At 59.0% G+C, this 17787-nt stretch carries 17 protein-coding genes; 13 read left to right on the top strand and 4 right to left on the bottom strand.

Annotated features, from left to right (window positions below):
• Positions 1 to 68 precede the first annotated feature (68 nt).
• From AABB31_RS07580 to glmM, 8 genes are all read left to right on the top strand, one after another.
• Positions 69 to 989: a glycine--tRNA ligase subunit alpha gene (locus tag AABB31_RS07580; protein WP_342078719.1), complete on the top strand. Its 921-nt coding sequence runs from the start codon at positions 69 to 71 to the stop codon at positions 987 to 989.
• Positions 989 to 1510 (top strand): DUF6446 family protein, encoded by a 522-nt coding sequence (locus AABB31_RS07575; protein ID WP_342078720.1) that lies wholly within the window; start codon positions 989 to 991, stop codon positions 1508 to 1510. Before AABB31_RS07580 ends, AABB31_RS07575 begins: the two co-directional genes overlap by 1 nt.
• Positions 1510 to 3756 carry a glycine--tRNA ligase subunit beta gene (gene glyS / locus AABB31_RS07570; protein ID WP_373635590.1) on the top strand — a complete coding sequence of 749 codons (2247 nt, stop codon included), beginning with the start codon at positions 1510 to 1512 and terminating at the stop codon, positions 3754 to 3756. Before AABB31_RS07575 ends, glyS begins: the two co-directional genes overlap by 1 nt.
• A gap of 131 nt (positions 3757 to 3887) precedes the next feature.
• Complete coding sequence (locus tag AABB31_RS07565) at positions 3888 to 6386, top strand: putative PEP-binding protein (RefSeq protein WP_342078721.1); 2499 nt, start codon at positions 3888 to 3890, stop codon at positions 6384 to 6386.
• A 186-nt stretch (positions 6387 to 6572) separates the two neighbouring features.
• Positions 6573 to 7244, top strand: coding sequence for a cell wall hydrolase (locus AABB31_RS07560; protein ID WP_342078722.1), 672 nt, complete (start codon positions 6573 to 6575; stop codon positions 7242 to 7244).
• 96 nt (positions 7245 to 7340) lie between these two features.
• Positions 7341 to 8261, top strand: a complete 921-nt coding sequence (locus AABB31_RS07555) for a dihydroneopterin aldolase (protein WP_373635589.1) — start codon at positions 7341 to 7343, stop codon at positions 8259 to 8261.
• Complete coding sequence (folP, locus tag AABB31_RS07550; RefSeq protein ID WP_373635588.1) at positions 8258 to 9271, top strand: dihydropteroate synthase; 1014 nt, start codon at positions 8258 to 8260, stop codon at positions 9269 to 9271. Before AABB31_RS07555 ends, folP begins: the two co-directional genes overlap by 4 nt.
• Positions 9268 to 10611, top strand: a complete 1344-nt coding sequence (gene glmM / locus AABB31_RS07545; protein WP_373635587.1) for a phosphoglucosamine mutase — start codon at positions 9268 to 9270, stop codon at positions 10609 to 10611. The genes folP and glmM overlap by 4 nt, the downstream gene beginning before the upstream one ends.
• A gap of 6 nt (positions 10612 to 10617) precedes the next feature.
• Here the strand turns inward: glmM and AABB31_RS07540 are convergent, their stop codons facing one another.
• On the bottom strand, positions 10618 to 11520 hold the full coding sequence (locus tag AABB31_RS07540) for a DMT family transporter (protein ID WP_342078723.1): 903 nt from the start codon (positions 11518 to 11520) through the stop codon (positions 10618 to 10620).
• A 128-nt stretch (positions 11521 to 11648) separates the two neighbouring features.
• On the opposite strand from AABB31_RS07540, the gene AABB31_RS07535 reads away from it, so the two are divergent.
• Positions 11649 to 11813, top strand: a complete 165-nt coding sequence (locus AABB31_RS07535; RefSeq protein ID WP_342078724.1) for a hypothetical protein — start codon at positions 11649 to 11651, stop codon at positions 11811 to 11813.
• 92 nt (positions 11814 to 11905) lie between these two features.
• On the opposite strand, the gene ilvC is transcribed toward AABB31_RS07535, so the two are convergent.
• Positions 11906 to 12928: a ketol-acid reductoisomerase gene (ilvC, locus tag AABB31_RS07530; RefSeq protein ID WP_342078725.1), complete on the bottom strand. Its 1023-nt coding sequence runs from the start codon at positions 12926 to 12928 to the stop codon at positions 11906 to 11908.
• A 132-nt stretch (positions 12929 to 13060) separates the two neighbouring features.
• Here ilvC and AABB31_RS07525 point away from each other — a divergent pair, with 132 nt between their 5' ends.
• Together AABB31_RS07525 and AABB31_RS07520 are read left to right on the top strand one after the other, a co-directional pair.
• Positions 13061 to 13516: an Lrp/AsnC family transcriptional regulator gene (locus AABB31_RS07525; protein ID WP_342078726.1), complete on the top strand. Its 456-nt coding sequence runs from the start codon at positions 13061 to 13063 to the stop codon at positions 13514 to 13516.
• Complete coding sequence (locus tag AABB31_RS07520) at positions 13513 to 13965, top strand: Lrp/AsnC family transcriptional regulator (protein WP_342078727.1); 453 nt, start codon at positions 13513 to 13515, stop codon at positions 13963 to 13965. The genes AABB31_RS07525 and AABB31_RS07520 overlap by 4 nt, the downstream gene beginning before the upstream one ends.
• 15 nt (positions 13966 to 13980) lie before the next feature.
• On the opposite strand, the gene AABB31_RS07515 is transcribed toward AABB31_RS07520, so the two are convergent.
• Positions 13981 to 14421, bottom strand: coding sequence for a RidA family protein (locus AABB31_RS07515; protein WP_342078728.1), 441 nt, complete (start codon positions 14419 to 14421; stop codon positions 13981 to 13983).
• A 223-nt stretch (positions 14422 to 14644) separates the two neighbouring features.
• Here AABB31_RS07515 and AABB31_RS07510 point away from each other — a divergent pair, with 223 nt between their 5' ends.
• Positions 14645 to 15328, top strand: coding sequence for a GGDEF domain-containing protein (locus AABB31_RS07510; protein WP_373635586.1), 684 nt, complete (start codon positions 14645 to 14647; stop codon positions 15326 to 15328).
• A 104-nt stretch (positions 15329 to 15432) separates the two neighbouring features.
• The gene (locus AABB31_RS07505; protein ID WP_342078730.1) at positions 15433 to 16560 is read left to right on the top strand and encodes an aminotransferase class V-fold PLP-dependent enzyme; all 1128 of its coding nucleotides are present in this window, start codon (positions 15433 to 15435) and stop codon (positions 16558 to 16560) included.
• 6 nt (positions 16561 to 16566) lie between these two features.
• Here AABB31_RS07505 and AABB31_RS07500 read toward each other — a convergent pair whose 3' ends face one another.
• A complete protein-coding gene (locus tag AABB31_RS07500) occupies positions 16567 to 17757 on the bottom strand; it encodes a UbiH/UbiF family hydroxylase (protein ID WP_342078731.1) in 1191 nt (396 codons plus the stop codon).
• Positions 17758 to 17787 lie beyond the last annotated feature (30 nt).

The following is a 17787-nucleotide window of genomic DNA, read 5'->3' as shown; positions in this document are numbered from 1 at the left end:
ACCCGTTGTCCAATTGACCCCCAGCGCGCGGCGGCCTATGCAACCACCAAACGCATAAGAGGCTTAAGATGGCGGAAAAACCACGCAGTTTTCAGGAGATCATCCTGCGCTTGCAGACATATTGGGCTGCGCGGGGCTGCGCGATCCTGCAGCCATATGATATGGAGGTGGGCGCAGGCACGTTTCACCCCGCCACGACATTGCGCGCGCTGGGCGACAAACCCTGGGCGGCGGCCTATGTACAGCCGTCGCGGCGGCCGACAGATGGGCGCTATGGTGAAAACCCCAACCGGCTGCAGCACTACTACCAGTATCAGGTCATCATCAAACCCTCGCCGCCGGACCTGCAGGAGCTCTATCTCGGCTCGCTCGCCGCGATCGGGATTGACGCGTCGCTGCATGATATCCGCTTTGTCGAAGATGACTGGGAAAGCCCGACGCTTGGCGCCTGGGGGCTGGGATGGGAGGTCTGGTGTGACGGGATGGAAGTCAGCCAGTTTACCTATTTTCAGCAGGTCGGCGGGCATGATTGCAAGCCGGTCTCGGGCGAACTGACCTACGGGTTAGAGCGGCTGGCCATGTATGTGCTGGGCGTCGACCACGTGATGGACATGCCATTCAACGACCCGCAGACACCGATTGCCCTGACATATGGGGACATCTTCCGGCAGACAGAGCAGGAATATGCGCGATGGAATTTCGACGTGGCTGACACAGCGACGCTGTTGCAGCATTTTAAGGATGCAGAGGCTGAATGTCAGCGCATTCTGGACATGCCCGCTGATGATCCCAAAAAGGACATGAAAATCATCATGGCGCACCCGGCCTACGATCAATGCATCAAGGCCAGCCACGTGTTCAACCTGCTGGACGCACGGGGGGTGATCTCGGTCACTGAACGACAGGCCTATATCGGGCGGGTGCGGGCGCTGGCAAAGATGTGTGCCGACGCGTTTGTCCAGACCGAGGCGGGCGGGGCTGCGGCCTGATGGCACGGATTGCAATTGTGGGGCTGGTTGTGGCGGCATTCATCGCGGGGGCGTTTCTGTATTACCAACAGGTCTATGCCTATTACACGCCGGTTCAGGCCGACGCGGCAGAGGTGCAGCTGACAAATCTGGTCACCGAACAACCGGAACCGATCCTGTTTGACAATTTCGACGCGATTGACGCCGATAGCAGCCCGATCCGGTATCGGGCCTGCTTTACCACGCCGATCAGTCAGGCGACCCTGACCGAGACCTTCATCATCCGCGATGATGCGGAGCCGCTGAACGCGCCGGGCTGGTTTGACTGCTTTGATGCCGCCCAGATCGGGGCCGACCTGGAAACCGGCGATGCGATTGCGTTTCTGGGTGTCGCAAACATCGTCTACGGGATTGACCGGCTGGTTGCCGTCTATCCCGATGGCCGGGCCTTTGCTTGGCACCAGATCAATGAATGTGGCGAGGTTGTCTTTGATGGCAATCCCGTTCCCGAAGACTGTCCGCAACCTGAAAGCGCTGATTGATGCCTGATCTTCTGATTGAACTCTTTTCCGAGGAAATCCCCGCCCGGATGCAAAAACGCGCGGCTGAGGACCTGCAAAAGCTGGTCACGGACGGGCTGGTCGAGGCCGGACTGACCTATGCAGGTGCTGCCGCTTTTGCCACGCCCCGCCGGTTGACGCTGGCACTGGATGGGCTGCTGGCCGAAAGCAAACCTGTGCGCGAGGAACGCAAGGGTCCCAAGGTGGGCGCCCCTGACAAGGCGATTGATGGATTTCTGCGCGGCGCAGGCGTCGCCCGCGAAGATCTTGAGATACGCGACGACAAAAAAGGTCAGGTCTATTTCGCCGTGATCGAAAAGCCGGGGCGGATGGCCGCCGACATCATTGCCGAGGTGCTGGAAAAGACGATCCGCAATTTCCCCTGGCCAAAATCCATGCGCTGGGGCGCAGGCGGCCTGAAATGGGTGCGCCCGCTGCATTCCATTCTGTGCATCCTGAGTGATGAAAGCGGGTCTGTAACCGTGCCGCTTGATATTGACGGGATCGCAGCCGGGAATGGCACGCGCGGGCATCGGTTCATGGCGCCGGATGCATTTTCTGTCACCTCTTTTGATGATTACGAGGCAAAGTTAAAACGGGCGAACGTGATCTTGCGCGCCGATGAACGGGCCGAACTGATCTGGCAGGAGGCGACAAATCAGGCCTTTGCCCAAGGGCTGGAGGTGGTCGAGGATCGCGGTTTGCTGGCCGAGGTTGCCGGGCTGGTCGAATGGCCGGTTGTTCTGATGGGCAAGATTGACGACGCTTTTCTGGAACTGCCGCCAGAGGTGCTGCAGACATCCATGAAAGAGCATCAGAAGTTCTTTTCCGTCCGCAATCCCAAGACGGGCCGCATCGAACGCTTTGTCACCGTGGCCAATATGGAAACGGCGGATAACGGGGCGACCATTCTGGCGGGGAACCAAAAGGTGCTGTCGGCCAGGTTGGCCGACGCCAAGTTCTTTTGGGAGAATGATCTGCGCGTGGCCAAGGCAGGGATGCAGCCTTGGTTGGACAGCCTTGGCAATGTGACCTTCCACAATAAGCTGGGCAGTCAGAAAGACCGGATTGAACGGATTGCCGAACTCGCGCGCGAGATTGCGCCGAGCGTGGGCGCTGATCCTGATCTGGCAGAGAAGGCAGCGAAGGTTGCCAAGGCCGATCTGTCATCCGAAATGGTCTATGAATTTCCCGAATTGCAAGGGCTGATGGGCCGGTACTATGCAAAGGCCGCAGGGCTGCCTGCCGAGGTCGCCGCGGCCTGCGAGGAACACTATTCGCCGCTGGGGCCGTCGGATGATGTACCAACGGCACCTGTTTCTGTGGCCGTGGCACTGGCCGACAAGATCGACACGCTGACCGGTTTTTGGTGGATTGATGAGAAACCTACCGGAAGCAAGGACCCGTTTGCCCTTAGGAGAGCAGCATTGGGCGCTATCCGTCTGGTACTTTCTAACGATTTGAGCATTAAACTAAGCGATCTCATCCTGATCGGCTATGAGCCATTTGATGCCGCACTCCGTTGGGAAATTGAAAAAGACGAACTTGATGCAAAAGCTGCGGCTGCCCGATGGCTAGGCGTATCTCCGAATGAAGCCGACAAAGTCTATTGGGAGGTCTACCAAGCCAGAAAGGCTGCAGGCCGCGTCAATACGAGTTTGATCGACCTCGATATTGACTGGTCCGACGTCCAGCATCCGAGTGCCCACCTCCTCTCCTTCTTCCACGACCGTCTGAAAGTCTTCCTCAAAGACAAAGGCATCCGTCACGATATCATCGACGCCTGCATCGCGATGCCCGGCAATGACGATCTGACCTTGCTCGTCAAACGGGCCGAGGCGCTGGCGGCGACCCTCGCCACGGATGACGGCGAAAACCTGATCCAGGGGTTCAAACGGGCCAACAACATCCTGACGCAGGCCGAAGCGGCGGATGGGGTTGAATACTCATACGGGGCCGACATCAAATATGCCGAAGAGCCCGCCGAAAAGGCGCTTTTCGCGGCACTCGATGCTGCAGATGCAAAGATCGGACCGGCGATGAAGGCAGAGGATTTCAGCACGGCGATGACCGCCATGGCAGCACTTCGCGGGCCAATTGACCAATTTTTCACCGATGTGCAAGTAAACGCCGATAGTGCGCTGCTGCGCCGAAACAGGCTTAACCTATTGTCTCGCATCAGAAATATTTGTCAAAGCGTCGCCGACCTGACGAAAATTGAAGGTTAGTCATAAAACTGTAAACTTTTGTATACAGATGGCGGTTTTCTGGCCTATGCTGCACAAACAGCAAAGAAAGCGCCGCAGTGCAGCAACAGACGCGATATCTACCTTTGGTCCGGATCACGCCGACCGCACAAATGACCGCCGCCGTCTATGGTGGGCGGGCCAAGTGCCTGCAGCGGTTGGTGCGGCTGGAATTGCCTGTGCCAACCACAATCGCGCTGTCATTTGATACGGTCCGCGATATTGCCCGTGGCCATTTGCCGGATATGGCCAAGGTCATGGCCCCTTTTGATCAAAAGCAGCTTTTATCCGTGCGCCCCTCTAGTCAGGACCCGGATTGGGGCGGCCCGGGCGCGATCCTGAATATCGGCATGAATGATGCCCGGCACGCCGAAATGATCGACCAGATTGGCGAGGCTGCCGCAACGACGATCTATCTGCGGTTTATTCAGGCCTATGCGGTCCATGTCGCCCGGCTGGACCCGGACGAATTCTATCTGCCCGATACGCCCGACGCCGCCAGCCTGAAGGCGATGCGCGAAACCTACGAGGTTGAAACCGACGAACCCTTCCCGCAGGACCCGGCCAAGCAGCTGGGCGATGTGCTGCGATCCATGGCACGGGCATGGGACGGAACAACTGCCCGGCTGCTGCGCGAGGCGAAAGGCGCCCCCAAAGATGCGGGGCTGGGCCTGGTTGTGCAGGCGATGGCCATGGGCGTTGGCGTGGGCGAATGCGGATCGGGCGTGATCCAATACGCCGATAGCGTGACTGGACTGCCGCAAATCACCGGGCGTTATCTGCGGCAAAGTCAGGGCCGCGAGGCATTGCGCGCCCAGAAGGACGCGATCTATCTGACCAAGGACAGCCGCGGCGCGTCGCTGGAAGAGACCTATCCCGCCGTTTTTGCCGAACTGGTCGCCTGTGGCGATCTGTGCCGCCGCAAACTGCGCGAGGAAATGCAGGTCGAGTTCACATTGGAAAATGGCGCGCTGCATATTCTTGATGCGGTGCGCATTCAGCGATCCTCGCGCGCGTCGGTTCAGATTGCCGTAGCACTCGCGCAGGATCAAATCATCCCGCGTGAAGAGGCCGTGATGCGGGTCGAACCCGCGGCCCTGTCGGAATTGTTGCACCGCCAGATTGATCCCAGCGCCGCCCGTGATCTGATCGTGCGCGGCATTGCCGCAAGCCCCGGTGCTGCAGCGGGCCGGATCGTCTTGACCGCTGCCGAGGCGCAGGCCAGCGCCGCCCGTGGAGAGGCCTGCGTTCTGGTCCGCCGCGAAACGACTCCCGAAGATATTCGCGGTATGCATGCCGCACAGGCGGTCTTGACCATGCGTGGCGGGGTCACCAGTCATGCCGCCGTGATCGGCCGTGGTCTGGGCGTGCCGTGTGTCGTCGGCGCATCCGATCTGGTCATTGATCGCAAGGCCGGGCAGATCACCGCCCCGGACGGGCGCATATTTTCCGTGGGCGATGTGATCACGGTTGATGGAACAACAGGGCAGATATTGGTGGGCGAGCCGCCTATGCGCGAGGCTGCATTGGACGATGCCTTTCGCACGCTGCTGGAATGGGCAGATGATGCGCGCGACATTGGTGTGCGTGCAAATGCAGACACGCCTGCCGACGCCCAGACCGCCCGCAATTTTGCCGCCGAGGGCATCGGCTTGTGCCGCACCGAACATATGTTTTTTGAGGGCGACAGGCTTGGCGTTATGCGCGAGATGATTTTCGCCGAGGGTGGCGATGACAGGGCTGCTGTGCTGGATCGTCTTCTGCCGATGCAGCGGGCTGATTTTCGGGCCCTGTTCGAGATCATGGAAGGGCAGCCTGTCTGCGTGCGACTTTTCGACCCGCCCCTGCATGAATTCCTGCCATCCGATAAGGCCGGGCTGCGCGATCTGGCCGCCCAGCTGGCCGAACCGCTGTCCGAGGTCACAGCCCGCGTAAATGCCTTGCGCGAGTATAACCCCATGCTGGGTATGCGCGGCGTGCGCCTGGGAATCGCGATCCCCGAAATCTACGACATGCAGGCCCGGGCCATTTTCGAAGCCCTGGCCGCCGTCCGGGCCAAGGGGATCGACGTTGTGGTTGAAATCATGGTGCCCCTCGTCAGCGCCATGCGCGAGGTTGAGCTTGTCAAAGCCCGTGTTGACGGCGTTGCCAATGCGGTGATGGCCGAGACAAAAAGCCGGTTCACATACCGCTTGGGTGTGATGGTCGAAACCCCACGTGCGGCCCTGCGGGCGCATGATATTGCCGCGCATGCGCAGTTTTTATCTTTCGGTACCAATGACTTGACCCAGATGACATATGGGTTGTCCCGCGATGATGCGGGGCGGTTCATGTCTGCCTATGTGCAGCAGGGCGTCTATGCAGAAGACCCGTTTCATACATTTGATGTGGATGGTGTTGGCGAATTGGTGGCCCTTGGGGCCGAACGTGGCCGACAGGGCCGCAAGGATGTGATCATTTCGATTTGCGGCGAACATGGCGGTAGCCGGGTTGCGATTGAATTCTGCCGCGAGCATGGGTTCGACTATGTCTCTTGTTCGCCTTTCCGCGTCCCTGTGGCGCGACTCACCGCGGCGCAATTGGCGCTGCGTGAGGGTTTTGAACGCCGCTGAATTCGGCTGATTGTGGCAAGAATGTGTCACACCGCGCGAGATACCGTAACAATCCCCGCAGCTTAGCCAGCCGTTGTTGCGCCAGATATGACAGTCCTGTGGGCGGGGTGGACGTTTGGGTCAACTTCGCCTAAGACACCGGCGCCTGCGCAGGGGCATTCCTGCGTTGTTTCCTGGGTGGGACAAATGAACTTTAAGACGGCCTTGCGCGCCACTTTCGCTGTGGCGCTTGCATCTTTTTTTGCGTCCAACGCAGCTGCCGATGAACTTTTGGCAAGCCGGTTGAGCGCCCTGTTGGGACAAGAACGCCAGGCTTTGGCGGTTGTGCCTGATCGCCGGCTGGCTGCGTTGACCAACGTGCCGCCAGCGCCCGAGCGTGGTGTTGCCACAAGCCCGCGCGGCGTGACCTATGATCGCGCCTTTCTGGCCAAACAGCCTGCCGCACGTGGCGGCGATCAATGGCGTTGCCTGGCCGAGGCGCTCTATTTCGAAGCACGTGGTGAGACCGTGCGCGGTATGTTTGCCGTGGGTGAGGTTATCCTGAACCGCGTCGATAGCCGGATTTTCCCTGATACGCTCTGCAGCGTGATCAATCAGGGTACCGGCCGGAAATATGCCTGCCAGTTCACCTATACCTGTGACGGTCTGGCCGAAACCATTGCCGAGCCCCGCGCGTGGGAACGGGTCGGCAAAGTGGCCCGTATGCTGATTGACGGCGCGCCACGTGACCTGACGGATGGTGCGACCCATTACCATACCAAGGCGGTTAATCCGTCATGGGCGCGGGTATATCCCCGGACCGCATCTATCGGATCGCATTACTTTTATCGCAAGCCGACGCGCACCGCATCCAACTAGGTCGCGTCTGGCGGGGCAGGGGTCGCGCTGCGGCCTTGTCCACCTGCCTGTGCGGATGTATCGAGCGGGCATTGATAACCGTCACGGGACCGGATCATGACTGACGATATCCGCCTTGCCTTTGCCCATCCAAGTGCGCGGGCAGAGGCCAGCAGTGATATACCCTGTGACCGGATTTCCGTGCGCGACTACGTTGTCGAAGTAGAGATCGGCGCCTTTCAGCAAGAACGTGGCACGTTGCAGCGGGTGCGCTTTAACATTGTGGTCGAGGTTTCGCCGCTGACAGGTCCGATTGATGATGATGTCGACCGGATATTGTCCTATGACAAGGTGACTGAGGCCATCGGGATCGAGCTGGACGCCGAGCGGATCAACCTGCTTGAAACACTCGCCGCCCGTGTGGCCGAACGTATCTTGCTGGAACCACAGGCAGAGCGGGTCTTTGTGCGGGTGGAAAAGCTGGATCGCGGTCCGTTTGCGCTTGGGGTAGAGATTGTCCGCACCAAGGATGGCGCGGGCGGACAGGCACAGGATCACGTGGCTGACCCCCATCCATGTGTTGTTTTCCTGTCAAATGAAGCGATTGCATCCCCCCATCTGACGGAATGGGTTGATCAGTTGTCCCAGATGGATACCCCGGCCATCATCTGCGTGGGGGCCGCAGATGTCGCCGCTCCGCAGGCCGCGCATGCCTTGGCGCAGCGCCGGATTGATCTGTTGGCGATCGAGCAAAATGCCTGGACGCTGGCCGCCCGGGATCCGCGCTGCAAGGTTGTTGGCACCCGGACAGAGCTGGACTGGGCGATGAAAAACGGCCAACTCTGCATCTGGGCGCCCTCGAAGATCGTTCTTGATGCGGTTGATGGCCCATCCGCCAGCCCGCGGGACGCGGCCGCGCTTGTGGCCTGGTTTGCAGCCGAGTTGAGCGCGACGGAGCTTGTTGTTGTCGGGGCCGAGGCACCGCAGACAGATGTACCCGTGCGGGTGTTGGACCAAAGCGCGCGGAACCTGCGATGAAAACCTATTTTCGGCCGATTGTGCAATCTGGCCCGGATCGGCCTGCCGACGCCCTAACCCTCGCCGGGGGCTGGGGTTGGTTTCGGGATGTGGCCGTGCATCAACGCGGGGCCGCCCAGCGGATGATCGCGGCGTCCAATATTCCGTCAGATGCGCTGGAACGGCTTACGACGCCCAGGGGGCCGATTGCCGGATTGCAGATGGATGCGCCGCAATTGATGGGTATCCTGAATGTGACGCCTGACAGCTTTTCTGACGGCGGGCGCTATCTGGATCCTGCCCTGGCGGTCGGGCATGCGGGCGACATGATCCGCGATGGCGCAACGCTGATTGATATCGGCGGGGAAAGCACCCGGCCGGGCGCGGATGAAGTCCCCGCGGCAGAGGAAATTGCCCGAACGGCCCCCGTGATCGCTGGCATCACCGGTGCTGCGGACATTCCCATCTCGATTGATACCCGCAAATCTACCGTTGCAGCACAGGCGGTCAGCGCTGGTGCGGCGATGATCAACGATGTCGCAGCACTCAGCTTTGATCCCGATCTTGCGGATGTCGTTGCGCAAAGCGGCCTGCCGGTCTGCCTGATGCATGCGCAGGGCGCACCTGCCACGATGCAGACCGACCCGACTTATGACAATGTGCTGCTTGATGTTTATGATTTTCTGGAGGATCGCATCGCCTTCGCGATCTCCAAAGGGATTGAACGGGACCTGATTGTGGTTGATCCCGGGATCGGATTTGGCAAGACCGTTGCGCATAATCTGGCGCTATTGCGGGGGCTATCGCTGTTTCACGGGCTAGGATGCCCGATCCTGTTGGGGGCTTCGCGCAAGCGCTTTATCGGAACGATTGGCGGCGGGCGGGATCCCACCGACCGGGTGGCAGGTTCTGTCGCGGTTGCATTGCATGGTCTGCGGCAAGGGGTGCAAATCCTGCGGGTTCACGATATATTTGCGACAAAACAGGCGTTTGACCTGGAACAGGCGATAACGGGGGCTGCACTGGCATGACACGTAAACTCTTTGGCACGGACGGGGTGCGCGGAAAGGCAAATACCTATCCGATGACAGCGGATATGGCCATCAAGATCGGTGCGGCGGCCGGACGCTTTTTTCGCAATGATGGCTCGAACGGGCATCGGGTCGTGATCGGCAAGGATACACGTCTTTCGGGATACATGTTCGAAAACGCGCTGACCGCAGGTCTGACCAGCACCGGCATGAACGTCTTGTTGCTGGGGCCGGTTCCGACCCCTGCCGTGGGGCTGCTGACAACCTCGATGCGCGCGGATGTTGGGATCATGATTTCCGCCAGCCACAATCCGCACCACGACAATGGCATCAAATTCTTTGGTCCTGACGGTTTCAAACTGTCGGATGCGGCAGAAGCCGAGATCGAGACGCTGATCGGTCAGCCGATTGAGCCTGCACAAGCGCAGAATATCGGCAGGGCCCGGCGTATTGACGATGGCCGGTTCCGCTATGCCGAGCGGATCAAATCAACGTTCCCGGCAGGGATGCGGTTGGACGGTCTGAAGGTCGTGATCGACTGCGCCAATGGGGCGGGCTACAAGGTGGCCCCCGGCGTGTTGTGGGAACTGGGCGCAACCGTGATCGAAGTCGGCGTTTCACCTGACGGTTTCAATATCAATGATGGTTGCGGGTCGACCAATACCGGGCTGGCGGCCGATGTCATCCGGCGCGAGGGTGCCGATGTTGGTATCTGTCTGGATGGGGACGCGGATCGTGTCATGATCCTGGATGAAACAGGGCAGGTCGCGGATGGCGACCAGATCATGGCGCTGATGGCCGGGCGGTGGGCGGATGATGACCGCCTGAATGGGAACACGCTGGTCGCGACGGTGATGTCAAATCTGGGGTTGGAACGTCATCTGCAGACCCGTGGATTGCATCTTGAACGCACCGCCGTTGGGGACCGTTACGTTGTCGAGGCAATGCGCGCCAATGGCTTCAACCTTGGGGGTGAGCAATCGGGTCATATCGTCATGACCGATTACGCCACAACCGGCGATGGGTTGCTGGCAGGGCTGCAGTTTCTGGCCGCGATGATTGATACGGGCGCCAAGGCCAGCACCCTTGCGCGGCAGTTCGAGACCGTCCCGCAAATGTTGCGCAACGTCCGCTTTGCGACAGGGCAGGACCCGTTGAACGCAGCTGGCGTGCAAAAGTCGATCGCCGATGCCGAAGAGAAACTGACCGGCAAGGGGCGTCTGCTGATCCGCAAATCAGGGACCGAACCTTTGATCCGCGTGATGGCTGAATGCGAGGATGACGCATTGCTGGGGCATGTGGTGGATGACATTGTCGCCGAGGTTGAGGCAGCCGTCTGACCCGCATCACCGCTGGAGGACAATCCGGCGCAGGCTTTCCCATTGGCTGATTGCCAGCCCCAGCAATATCAAGGCGAGGGCCACAAAGAACCGCAATGGCAAGGCTTCGGACAGGATCAGGACACCGAAGATCATCGACCAGAGAGGGACCTGGTAATTGACGAGTGTCATGAATACCGCCCCCGCAGACCGGATCGTGTAGACCCGGATCAACGCCGCCAACGCTGTCGGCACGAAGCCCAGGAACAGAATGGCTGACAATGTCGTGCGGTCGGCCACATGTGGGATGCCTTCGAACCAGAGCATGGCGGGGATCAGCGGTATGGCGCCCACCAGCAGCAACAGGGCTGCCATGACGATCGGATCAATCGGTGGGCAGCGTCGGGTCATGATGCTGGAGATTGCGTAGGACAGGGCGGCGCCGATGCAGGCCAATTGGCCCAGCGGTTCCATGCCCGATCCAATGCGCAACACACCCGGCCCGATCAGCACAACGGCCCCGACAAACCCCAGCACGACGCCAATCAGACTGCGCGCGCGCATCTTTTCATCCGTGAACACATGCGCCAGTGGCAGCACAAAAAGCGGCAAGGCGGCCATGGAAATCCCTGCAAAGGCGGAGGGCACAAATTGTTGCCCCCAACTGAGCAACGCAAAGGGCAGGGCGGTGTTCAATACGCCAATCACCAGCAGATATTTGACCATGCGCCCCGTGAACCGGGGCAGGGGGCGCCCCATCGCCCCCATCAATGACAGTAATGCAATCGCGCCCAAACTGGTTCTTGCGCAGGCCACCGTCAAAGGCCCGTAGCCGCGAAGTGCAACCGAAACGACCATAAAGGTCCCGCCCCAGATCAGCCCCAGCGCCAGGATTGATAGCCAATTTGAAAGGGTTGGTTGGGTGGTCATGCAAACCTATGTGGTCGGGCGCCGCATCTTGATGGTGGCTGAGAGATGCAGCGTCGGGAAACATATATGGAACCAAACGAGCCTGCGCGCGTTGGTTCTACGAGATAAATGTTTAGGAGGCACGACCGATGAACGACTTCCTGTTAATTCCCGCACTGGCGCTAACGACCTTGTTCGCCGCCATCTTGGTGGGGTTGTGGAGTAAACGGAAAACAGACGAAAAGCTTGATGATCCTGACGCGTTGAAGTCAAGCCTTGCAAAGGATGGTCCCGGCCCGCAGCCCTTCCGTTGAACTGAAGATACATGTCCCAAGCGAGTAAGGCGCCCCATGCCGTGGGGCGCCTTTGTGCGTAGATGGGTCAAGACCCATCCTACGACCGTTGTTTAGTTTTTGGCCTTGTCGACCATCTTGCCGGCAGAAATCCATGGCATCATTGCGCGCAGTTTCTCGCCAACCTGTTCGATCTGGTGCTCGTCGTTGATCCGGCGGGTGGCCTTGAAGTAAGGCTGCCCAACGGCGTTTTCCTGCATAAAGTCACGCACGAATTTGCCCGTCTGGATGTCGGTCAGCACGTCTTTCATGCGCTGCTTGGTTTCAGCATATGGCAGGATGCGCGGCCCGCTGACATATTCGCCATATTCGGCCGTGTTCGAGATGGAGTAATTCATGTTGGCGATGCCGCCTTCATAGATCAAATCCACGATCAGCTTGGTTTCGTGCAGGCATTCGAAATAGGCCATTTCGGGCTCGTAGCCTGCTTCGACCAATGTCTCGAACCCCATCCGGATCAGCTCGACAATGCCGCCGCACAAGACAGCCTGTTCCCCAAAGAGGTCGGTTTCGCATTCCTGACGGAAGTTGGTTTCGATGATGCCGGACCGCCCACCACCGATGGCAGAACAATAGGACAGACCGATTTCCAGCGCCTTGCCGGATGCATCGGTGTTAACGGCCACAAGGCAAGGCACGCCGCCGCCTTTGGTATATTCGCCGCGCACAGTATGACCGGGGCCTTTGGGCGCCATCATGATCACATCCACGCCTTCTTTCGGTTCAATCAGGCCGAAATGCACGTTCAGCCCGTGGGCAAATGCGATGGCAGAACCGGGCTTGAGGTTGTCATGCACATATTTCTTGTAGGTCTCTGCCTGCAATTCGTCGGGCATTGTGAACATGATGACATCGCACCATGCGGCGGCCTCAGCGATGCCCATGACCTCGAGGCCTTCACCTTCGGCTTTGGCGGCTGATGGCGATCCTTCGCGCAAGGCGACCACAAGGTTTTTCGCACCGCTGTCGCGCAGGTTCAGCGCGTGCGCATGGCCTTGGCTACCATAGCCCAGAATGGCCACTTTCTTGTCCTTGATCAGGTTCACATCGCAATCGCGATCATAATAAACGCGCATATCGGCGCTCCTTTGTTTGATGGGTTTGGCGATGTGTAGCGCAATATATCCGACAACGAGAGGTGTATTTTGTTCAAATTCTCGCTCATTTTGTAATTGTTATGCGTCATTCTGTGGTTTATCAGTTTTGTTATGCTTGATGCTGAATCCCGTACCCTCTTGCGCTGTTTCCAGGACGACCCCAGCCTGACGACGCCCGAATTGGCCGCGCGGGTGGGGTCGACGGCGGCGCGCGTTGCCCGCCGGTTAGATAAATTGCGCGAAGATGGTGTCTTGCGTGGAAGCACGGCGATAATCGACTGGCCGCGTCTGGGCTTTACCGTTGGGGTCAGCCTGCGCATCACGTTGGACAAGACAGTGTCGCGGGCATTTGATGAGTTTATTCAATCTGCGCGCAATGTCCGGGAAGTGATTGAGATACAAACGTTTCTGGGGCGGGTCGATGTGCGGCTGCATTTGGTGGCAAAGGATTTGCCCGACTATCAGCGGGTCTACCGTGATGAGATACTGACCCTGCCACATATCGCCGATATTGAGGCGCTGATGACTGTCGCCTCTGTGAAATCCGATGAAAACCTGCCGCTATGAAACTTGACGAAATTGACCGGGCCGTGCTGCGCGCGCTCTGTGCCAACGCGGATCAATCTACCAGCCGGTTGGGGGAAAAACTTGGGCTAAGCCAGCCGGCAACCTGGCGTCGTGTGCGCCGGTTGCAGGATGCCGGCATCATTGCTGGCCGTAGGCTGCAGCTTGATCAGGAAAAGCTGGGCTTTGGCGTGACTGTTTTCCTAGGGGTGAAATTGGCCACCAAGGGGCGCGTCAGTCTTGAGGATTTTGAGCGGGCATTAACCGCAATCCCCGAAATCCAGACGGTTGACCACGTGCTGGGGCTTTATGATTACCGGCTGCGCATTGTTGCCCGTGATCTGGCCGATTTCGAACGGATTCTGCGGCGGCGGATCATGACACTTCCCGGGGTTGGGGATGTCGAGGCGAATGTGCTGCTGAGTGAAGAGCGGTTGCCGGGACCGATCTGAGTTTCACATGGCAGATCAGCGCGATTGATGCATGTCTTGCGCTGTTTCGGGCATGATGAAACGGTCCAGCGGGATTTCTGCAATCGCGGTAATCTCGACCAGCAACCGCTGATCGTAGAGTGATGCAACCTCCAGCGTGGTGGTCACCGGATAAGGTGCTGCGAAAAATCGCGCGCGGACGTCGCCGCACCCCATGAACGCCTGAATATCTGTCGTGAATTGTTGGAGCGATATGATGTCGCTGGTCCGGCCGCCCATTGTGCTGAGGATGTCGGAAATATTTTGCAGAACCTGTGTCACTTGCGCGGCCATGTCACCCTCACCGATGATTTCACCGTCGGGACCCAGCGACACCTGCCCCTTGAGGTAAATTGTTTGCCCATCGCCCGCGATGACGGATTGGGAGAAGGCGCCAAACGGGGGCCAAATATTGGGTGGATCGAAACTCTTCGCCATGGTGTGTCCCTGTTCCCGGAAATGGCCGTCGTTAGACTGTCTTTGACGTGACATGATCCGCAGATGAAGGCCTCCATCTCTGTTTGGCACGGAAAATGACCTTTGGTGCTGCCGTGAAAAGGTTAACACATCTGCAACCTTTTCGGTTCATTCTTTCGCCTCTTAGGTGAGAGGGCCCATGGTCATCGATTCAAAATTACGAGTTTGGGGGTTTTCGGTGTCCGTGACCCTGATTTCGTTGATTTGTGCCGAAATCCTGAATGTCCTTCTTTTTCCACCCGAATTGCTGCGTACCACGATGACCGGCACGCTGGTCATCGTGGTTGTCGTGACGATGCCCATTTGCCTTTTTGTCGGTTCCAAGATGTATGAAAACGCCAAGCTGGGCGCGCAATTGCAACAATTGCTGAACCGCGACCGGCTGACTGATGTGGCCACACGGGACTATTTCTTTTCGCGGATGGAGGCAGAGCCAAACGCCTATGGGGTCTCGCTGATGGTGGATATTGACTGGTTCAAGGCGGTGAATGACCGCTACGGGCATTTGGCTGGTGATGCGGTTATTCAGGCGGTTGCGGCGGCCTTGCGAAAACACACCCGTGCGCAGGACATTGTTTGCCGGTTCGGGGGCGAGGAATTTGTCGTCTTTCTGTTCGATCACACGATCCGCGACGGTTATGATGTGGCCGAACGATTGCGGCTTGCGATTGAAGAGGCGCTGATTTCGGCAGAAGGGCACGACATCTCGGTCACGGTGTCCATCGGTGGCTCGCTCAAAGAACGGGTCGCGGCGATATCAACCGCAATCAAGGAGGCTGACGAGGCCCTTTATCGCGCCAAAAGCCTTGGGCGCAACAGGACGGTTTTTGCCGGTATTGCAAGTGACCGGCAAACACTGGCCTCTTGATCGGGTCGTCTGCGTCCTGACCCCCGGGGATGTATGCACAGATATACTTTGATTTTGTCCGACTTCGGCATTAGCCCGTCTTCAGACATTTGAGGAGGATGATGATGGACGGTGCAGCAAATCCGATTGACCCTGACGGGCTGATGGAATTCTCGGTGGTGTTTACCGACCGGTCTTTGAATCACATGTCCAAGCAGTTTCAGGGCGTGATGACCGATATCTCGGGCATGCTGAAAGATGTTTATAACGCCGATCACGTGGCCCTTGTGCCCGGTGGCGGCACTTTCGGGATGGAGGCGGTGGCCCGTCAGTTTGGCGCGGATGCGCACGCCTTCATCCTGCGAAATGGCTGGTTTTCCTTTCGTTGGACACAGATTTTCGATGCGGGCCAGTTCACGGCCAAGACCACGGTGATGAAAGCACGGCAGTCAGGCAATGAAGCGCGCGCGCCATTTGCGCCGGCCCCGATCGCGGATGTAGTGGCCGCCATTCATGCCGCAAAACCGGACGTTGTTTTTGCCCCCCATGTCGAAACCTCTGCCGGAATTATCCTGCCAGATGAGTATCTGGCCGAACTTGCCGCCGCCGCACATGAGGTTGGCGCGCTTATGGTGCTGGACTGCATCGCCAGCGGCTGTGTCTGGGTCGATATGAAAGCAACCGGGGTTGATGTGTTGATTTCGGCCCCGCAAAAGGGCTGGTCATCAACCCCATGCGCCGGTTTGGTGATGATGTCGCAAAGGGCCGTGGATCGGATGGCCGAGACCAGCGCAAACTCCTTCGCGGTTGATCTGAAAAAATGGCACAGCATCATGCAGGCCTATGAAAATGGCGGTCACGCCTACCATGCAACCATGCCGACGGATGGCTTGCGCGCCTTTCGGGACACCATGGTCGAAACGCAGGCCTTTGGCTTTGGCAAGCTGAAGGATGCGCAATGGGCGTTGGGGAATGCCGTGCGGCAAAACCTGGCTGACAAAGGGATCAAATCGGTGGCGGCCGACGGCTATGGCGCGCCCGGTGTCGTGGTCAGCTATACCGACGACCCGCTGATCCAGAACGGGTCAAAATTTGCCGCAGAAGGGATGCAGATTGCGGCTGGCGTTCCGCTGCAATGCGACGAGCCTGCGGATTTCAAGACCTTCCGATTGGGGCTGTTTGGGCTGGACAAGTTATATGACGTGGATGGGACATTGGCCCGCTTGCAACCAGTGCTAGACAAGGTGCTCTGAGCCGGATCAGCCCGCGCCCAGCCCCATTTCCATGACCTTTCGGCGCAAAGGGGTAACGCCAAAAAGCGCGCGTATGCCGGCCGCCCGCAATGATTGCAGGCCCGGATCACCTGCCATTGACGCCCGGTTCAGCGCGTCGATACCGGCCACGCGCAGCCGGATATCGGCGTGTCTGCTGCGGGCGTAGCGATCCAGCATATCCCGGTCACCGATCCTGTTGGGTGCCGCTGCCGCTAGATCCAGCAGGCAGGCAAGATCGCCAAGTGACATGTTCAACCCTTGCGCGCCAATGGGTGGCATCACATGTGCAGCCTCTGCCACAAGGGCCGTGCGGGGGCCGCTTATTCGTTCGGCCACCTGGCTGATAATCGGCCAGACCGTTCGGCGCGAGGCCAGTTTTAGCGGGCCGTATTGATAGGCCGAACGCTCTGTGGCTGCGATCTCGAACTGGTCTTCGTTCATTTCCTGCAGACTTGCGGCGACGGGGCCGCTTTCCATCCAGACAACGGCGGAACAGGGTTTCCCGTCGTGATCGGGCAGGGGCACCAAGGTGAACGGGCCGCCCGATTTGTGGATTTCGGTTGAAATGTTGTGATGGGGTTCCGCGTGGGTCACCGCAAATGTCAGGGCCTTCTGCCCATAGCGGGTCGTTTTCACGCCTGCCCCAACGGCCTGCCGCACGGCCGAATTGCGACCATCCGCACCAATCACCAGCCTGGCATTGACCTGACGGCCATCCGTCAACGTCACCAGCGCAGCGGCGCTGCGGGCGACCATTCTGGCAAAACCGGTCCCTTGGCGAAAATCGACATTGGGAAGGTCATCCAGCCGTCCGACCATCTCGCGGCGCAGCAACCAGTTGGGCAGGTTCCAACCGAAAGGTTGATCAGAGATATCGGAAGCGTCAAAGTCGCGGATCACCGCGGGGTCGGCGGCAGCATCGACAATGCGCATCACCTGCAGGGCGGATGCATCGCCTGCAAGCCTGTCCCACAGTCCCGCATCTTGCAAAAAACGTTGTGCAGGTTGGAGGAATGCGGTGGTGCGCAGATCCGCCCCTTCCGCGTCGCGGTTGGTCACAGGCGGGGTCGGATCCACTAGGATCACGTCGAAACCCGCCGTACCAAACGCCGCTGCCGCGCTTAATCCGGCGACGCCGCCACCGGCGATCAGGATATCGGTATTTTCGCGTTCCATGACATCACACATATGGCGACATCTGCCGGT

Source organism: Yoonia sp. SS1-5 (assembly GCF_038443705.2).
Taxonomy (GTDB): Bacteria; Pseudomonadota; Alphaproteobacteria; order Rhodobacterales; family Rhodobacteraceae; genus Yoonia; species Yoonia rhodophyticola.
This window is presented reverse-complemented; position numbering and strand designations above follow the sequence as displayed.

Coding starts and splice junctions, on each gene's coding strand:
- AABB31_RS07525 (WP_342078726.1), top strand. CDS start 13,061: ATGCTTGATGCTGAATCCCGTACCCTCTTGCGCTGTTTCCAGGACGAC.
- AABB31_RS07535 (WP_342078724.1), top strand. CDS start 11,649: ATGAACGACTTCCTGTTAATTCCCGCACTGGCGCTAACGACCTTGTTC.
- AABB31_RS07575 (WP_342078720.1), top strand. CDS start 989: ATGGCACGGATTGCAATTGTGGGGCTGGTTGTGGCGGCATTCATCGCG.
- glyS (WP_373635590.1), top strand. CDS start 1,510: ATGCCTGATCTTCTGATTGAACTCTTTTCCGAGGAAATCCCCGCCCGG.
- AABB31_RS07515 (WP_342078728.1), bottom strand. CDS start 14,421: ATGGCGAAGAGTTTCGATCCACCCAATATTTGGCCCCCGTTTGGCGCC.
- AABB31_RS07500 (WP_342078731.1), bottom strand. CDS start 17,757: ATGGAACGCGAAAATACCGATATCCTGATCGCCGGTGGCGGCGTCGCC.
- AABB31_RS07580 (WP_342078719.1), top strand. CDS start 69: ATGGCGGAAAAACCACGCAGTTTTCAGGAGATCATCCTGCGCTTGCAG.
- folP (WP_373635588.1), top strand. CDS start 8,258: ATGAAAACCTATTTTCGGCCGATTGTGCAATCTGGCCCGGATCGGCCT.
- AABB31_RS07520 (WP_342078727.1), top strand. CDS start 13,513: ATGAAACTTGACGAAATTGACCGGGCCGTGCTGCGCGCGCTCTGTGCC.
- AABB31_RS07565 (WP_342078721.1), top strand. CDS start 3,888: ATGACCGCCGCCGTCTATGGTGGGCGGGCCAAGTGCCTGCAGCGGTTG.
- glmM (WP_373635587.1), top strand. CDS start 9,268: ATGACACGTAAACTCTTTGGCACGGACGGGGTGCGCGGAAAGGCAAAT.
- AABB31_RS07540 (WP_342078723.1), bottom strand. CDS start 11,520: ATGACCACCCAACCAACCCTTTCAAATTGGCTATCAATCCTGGCGCTG.
- ilvC (WP_342078725.1), bottom strand. CDS start 12,928: ATGCGCGTTTATTATGATCGCGATTGCGATGTGAACCTGATCAAGGAC.
- AABB31_RS07505 (WP_342078730.1), top strand. CDS start 15,433: ATGGACGGTGCAGCAAATCCGATTGACCCTGACGGGCTGATGGAATTC.
- AABB31_RS07560 (WP_342078722.1), top strand. CDS start 6,573: ATGAACTTTAAGACGGCCTTGCGCGCCACTTTCGCTGTGGCGCTTGCA.
- AABB31_RS07555 (WP_373635589.1), top strand. CDS start 7,341: ATGACTGACGATATCCGCCTTGCCTTTGCCCATCCAAGTGCGCGGGCA.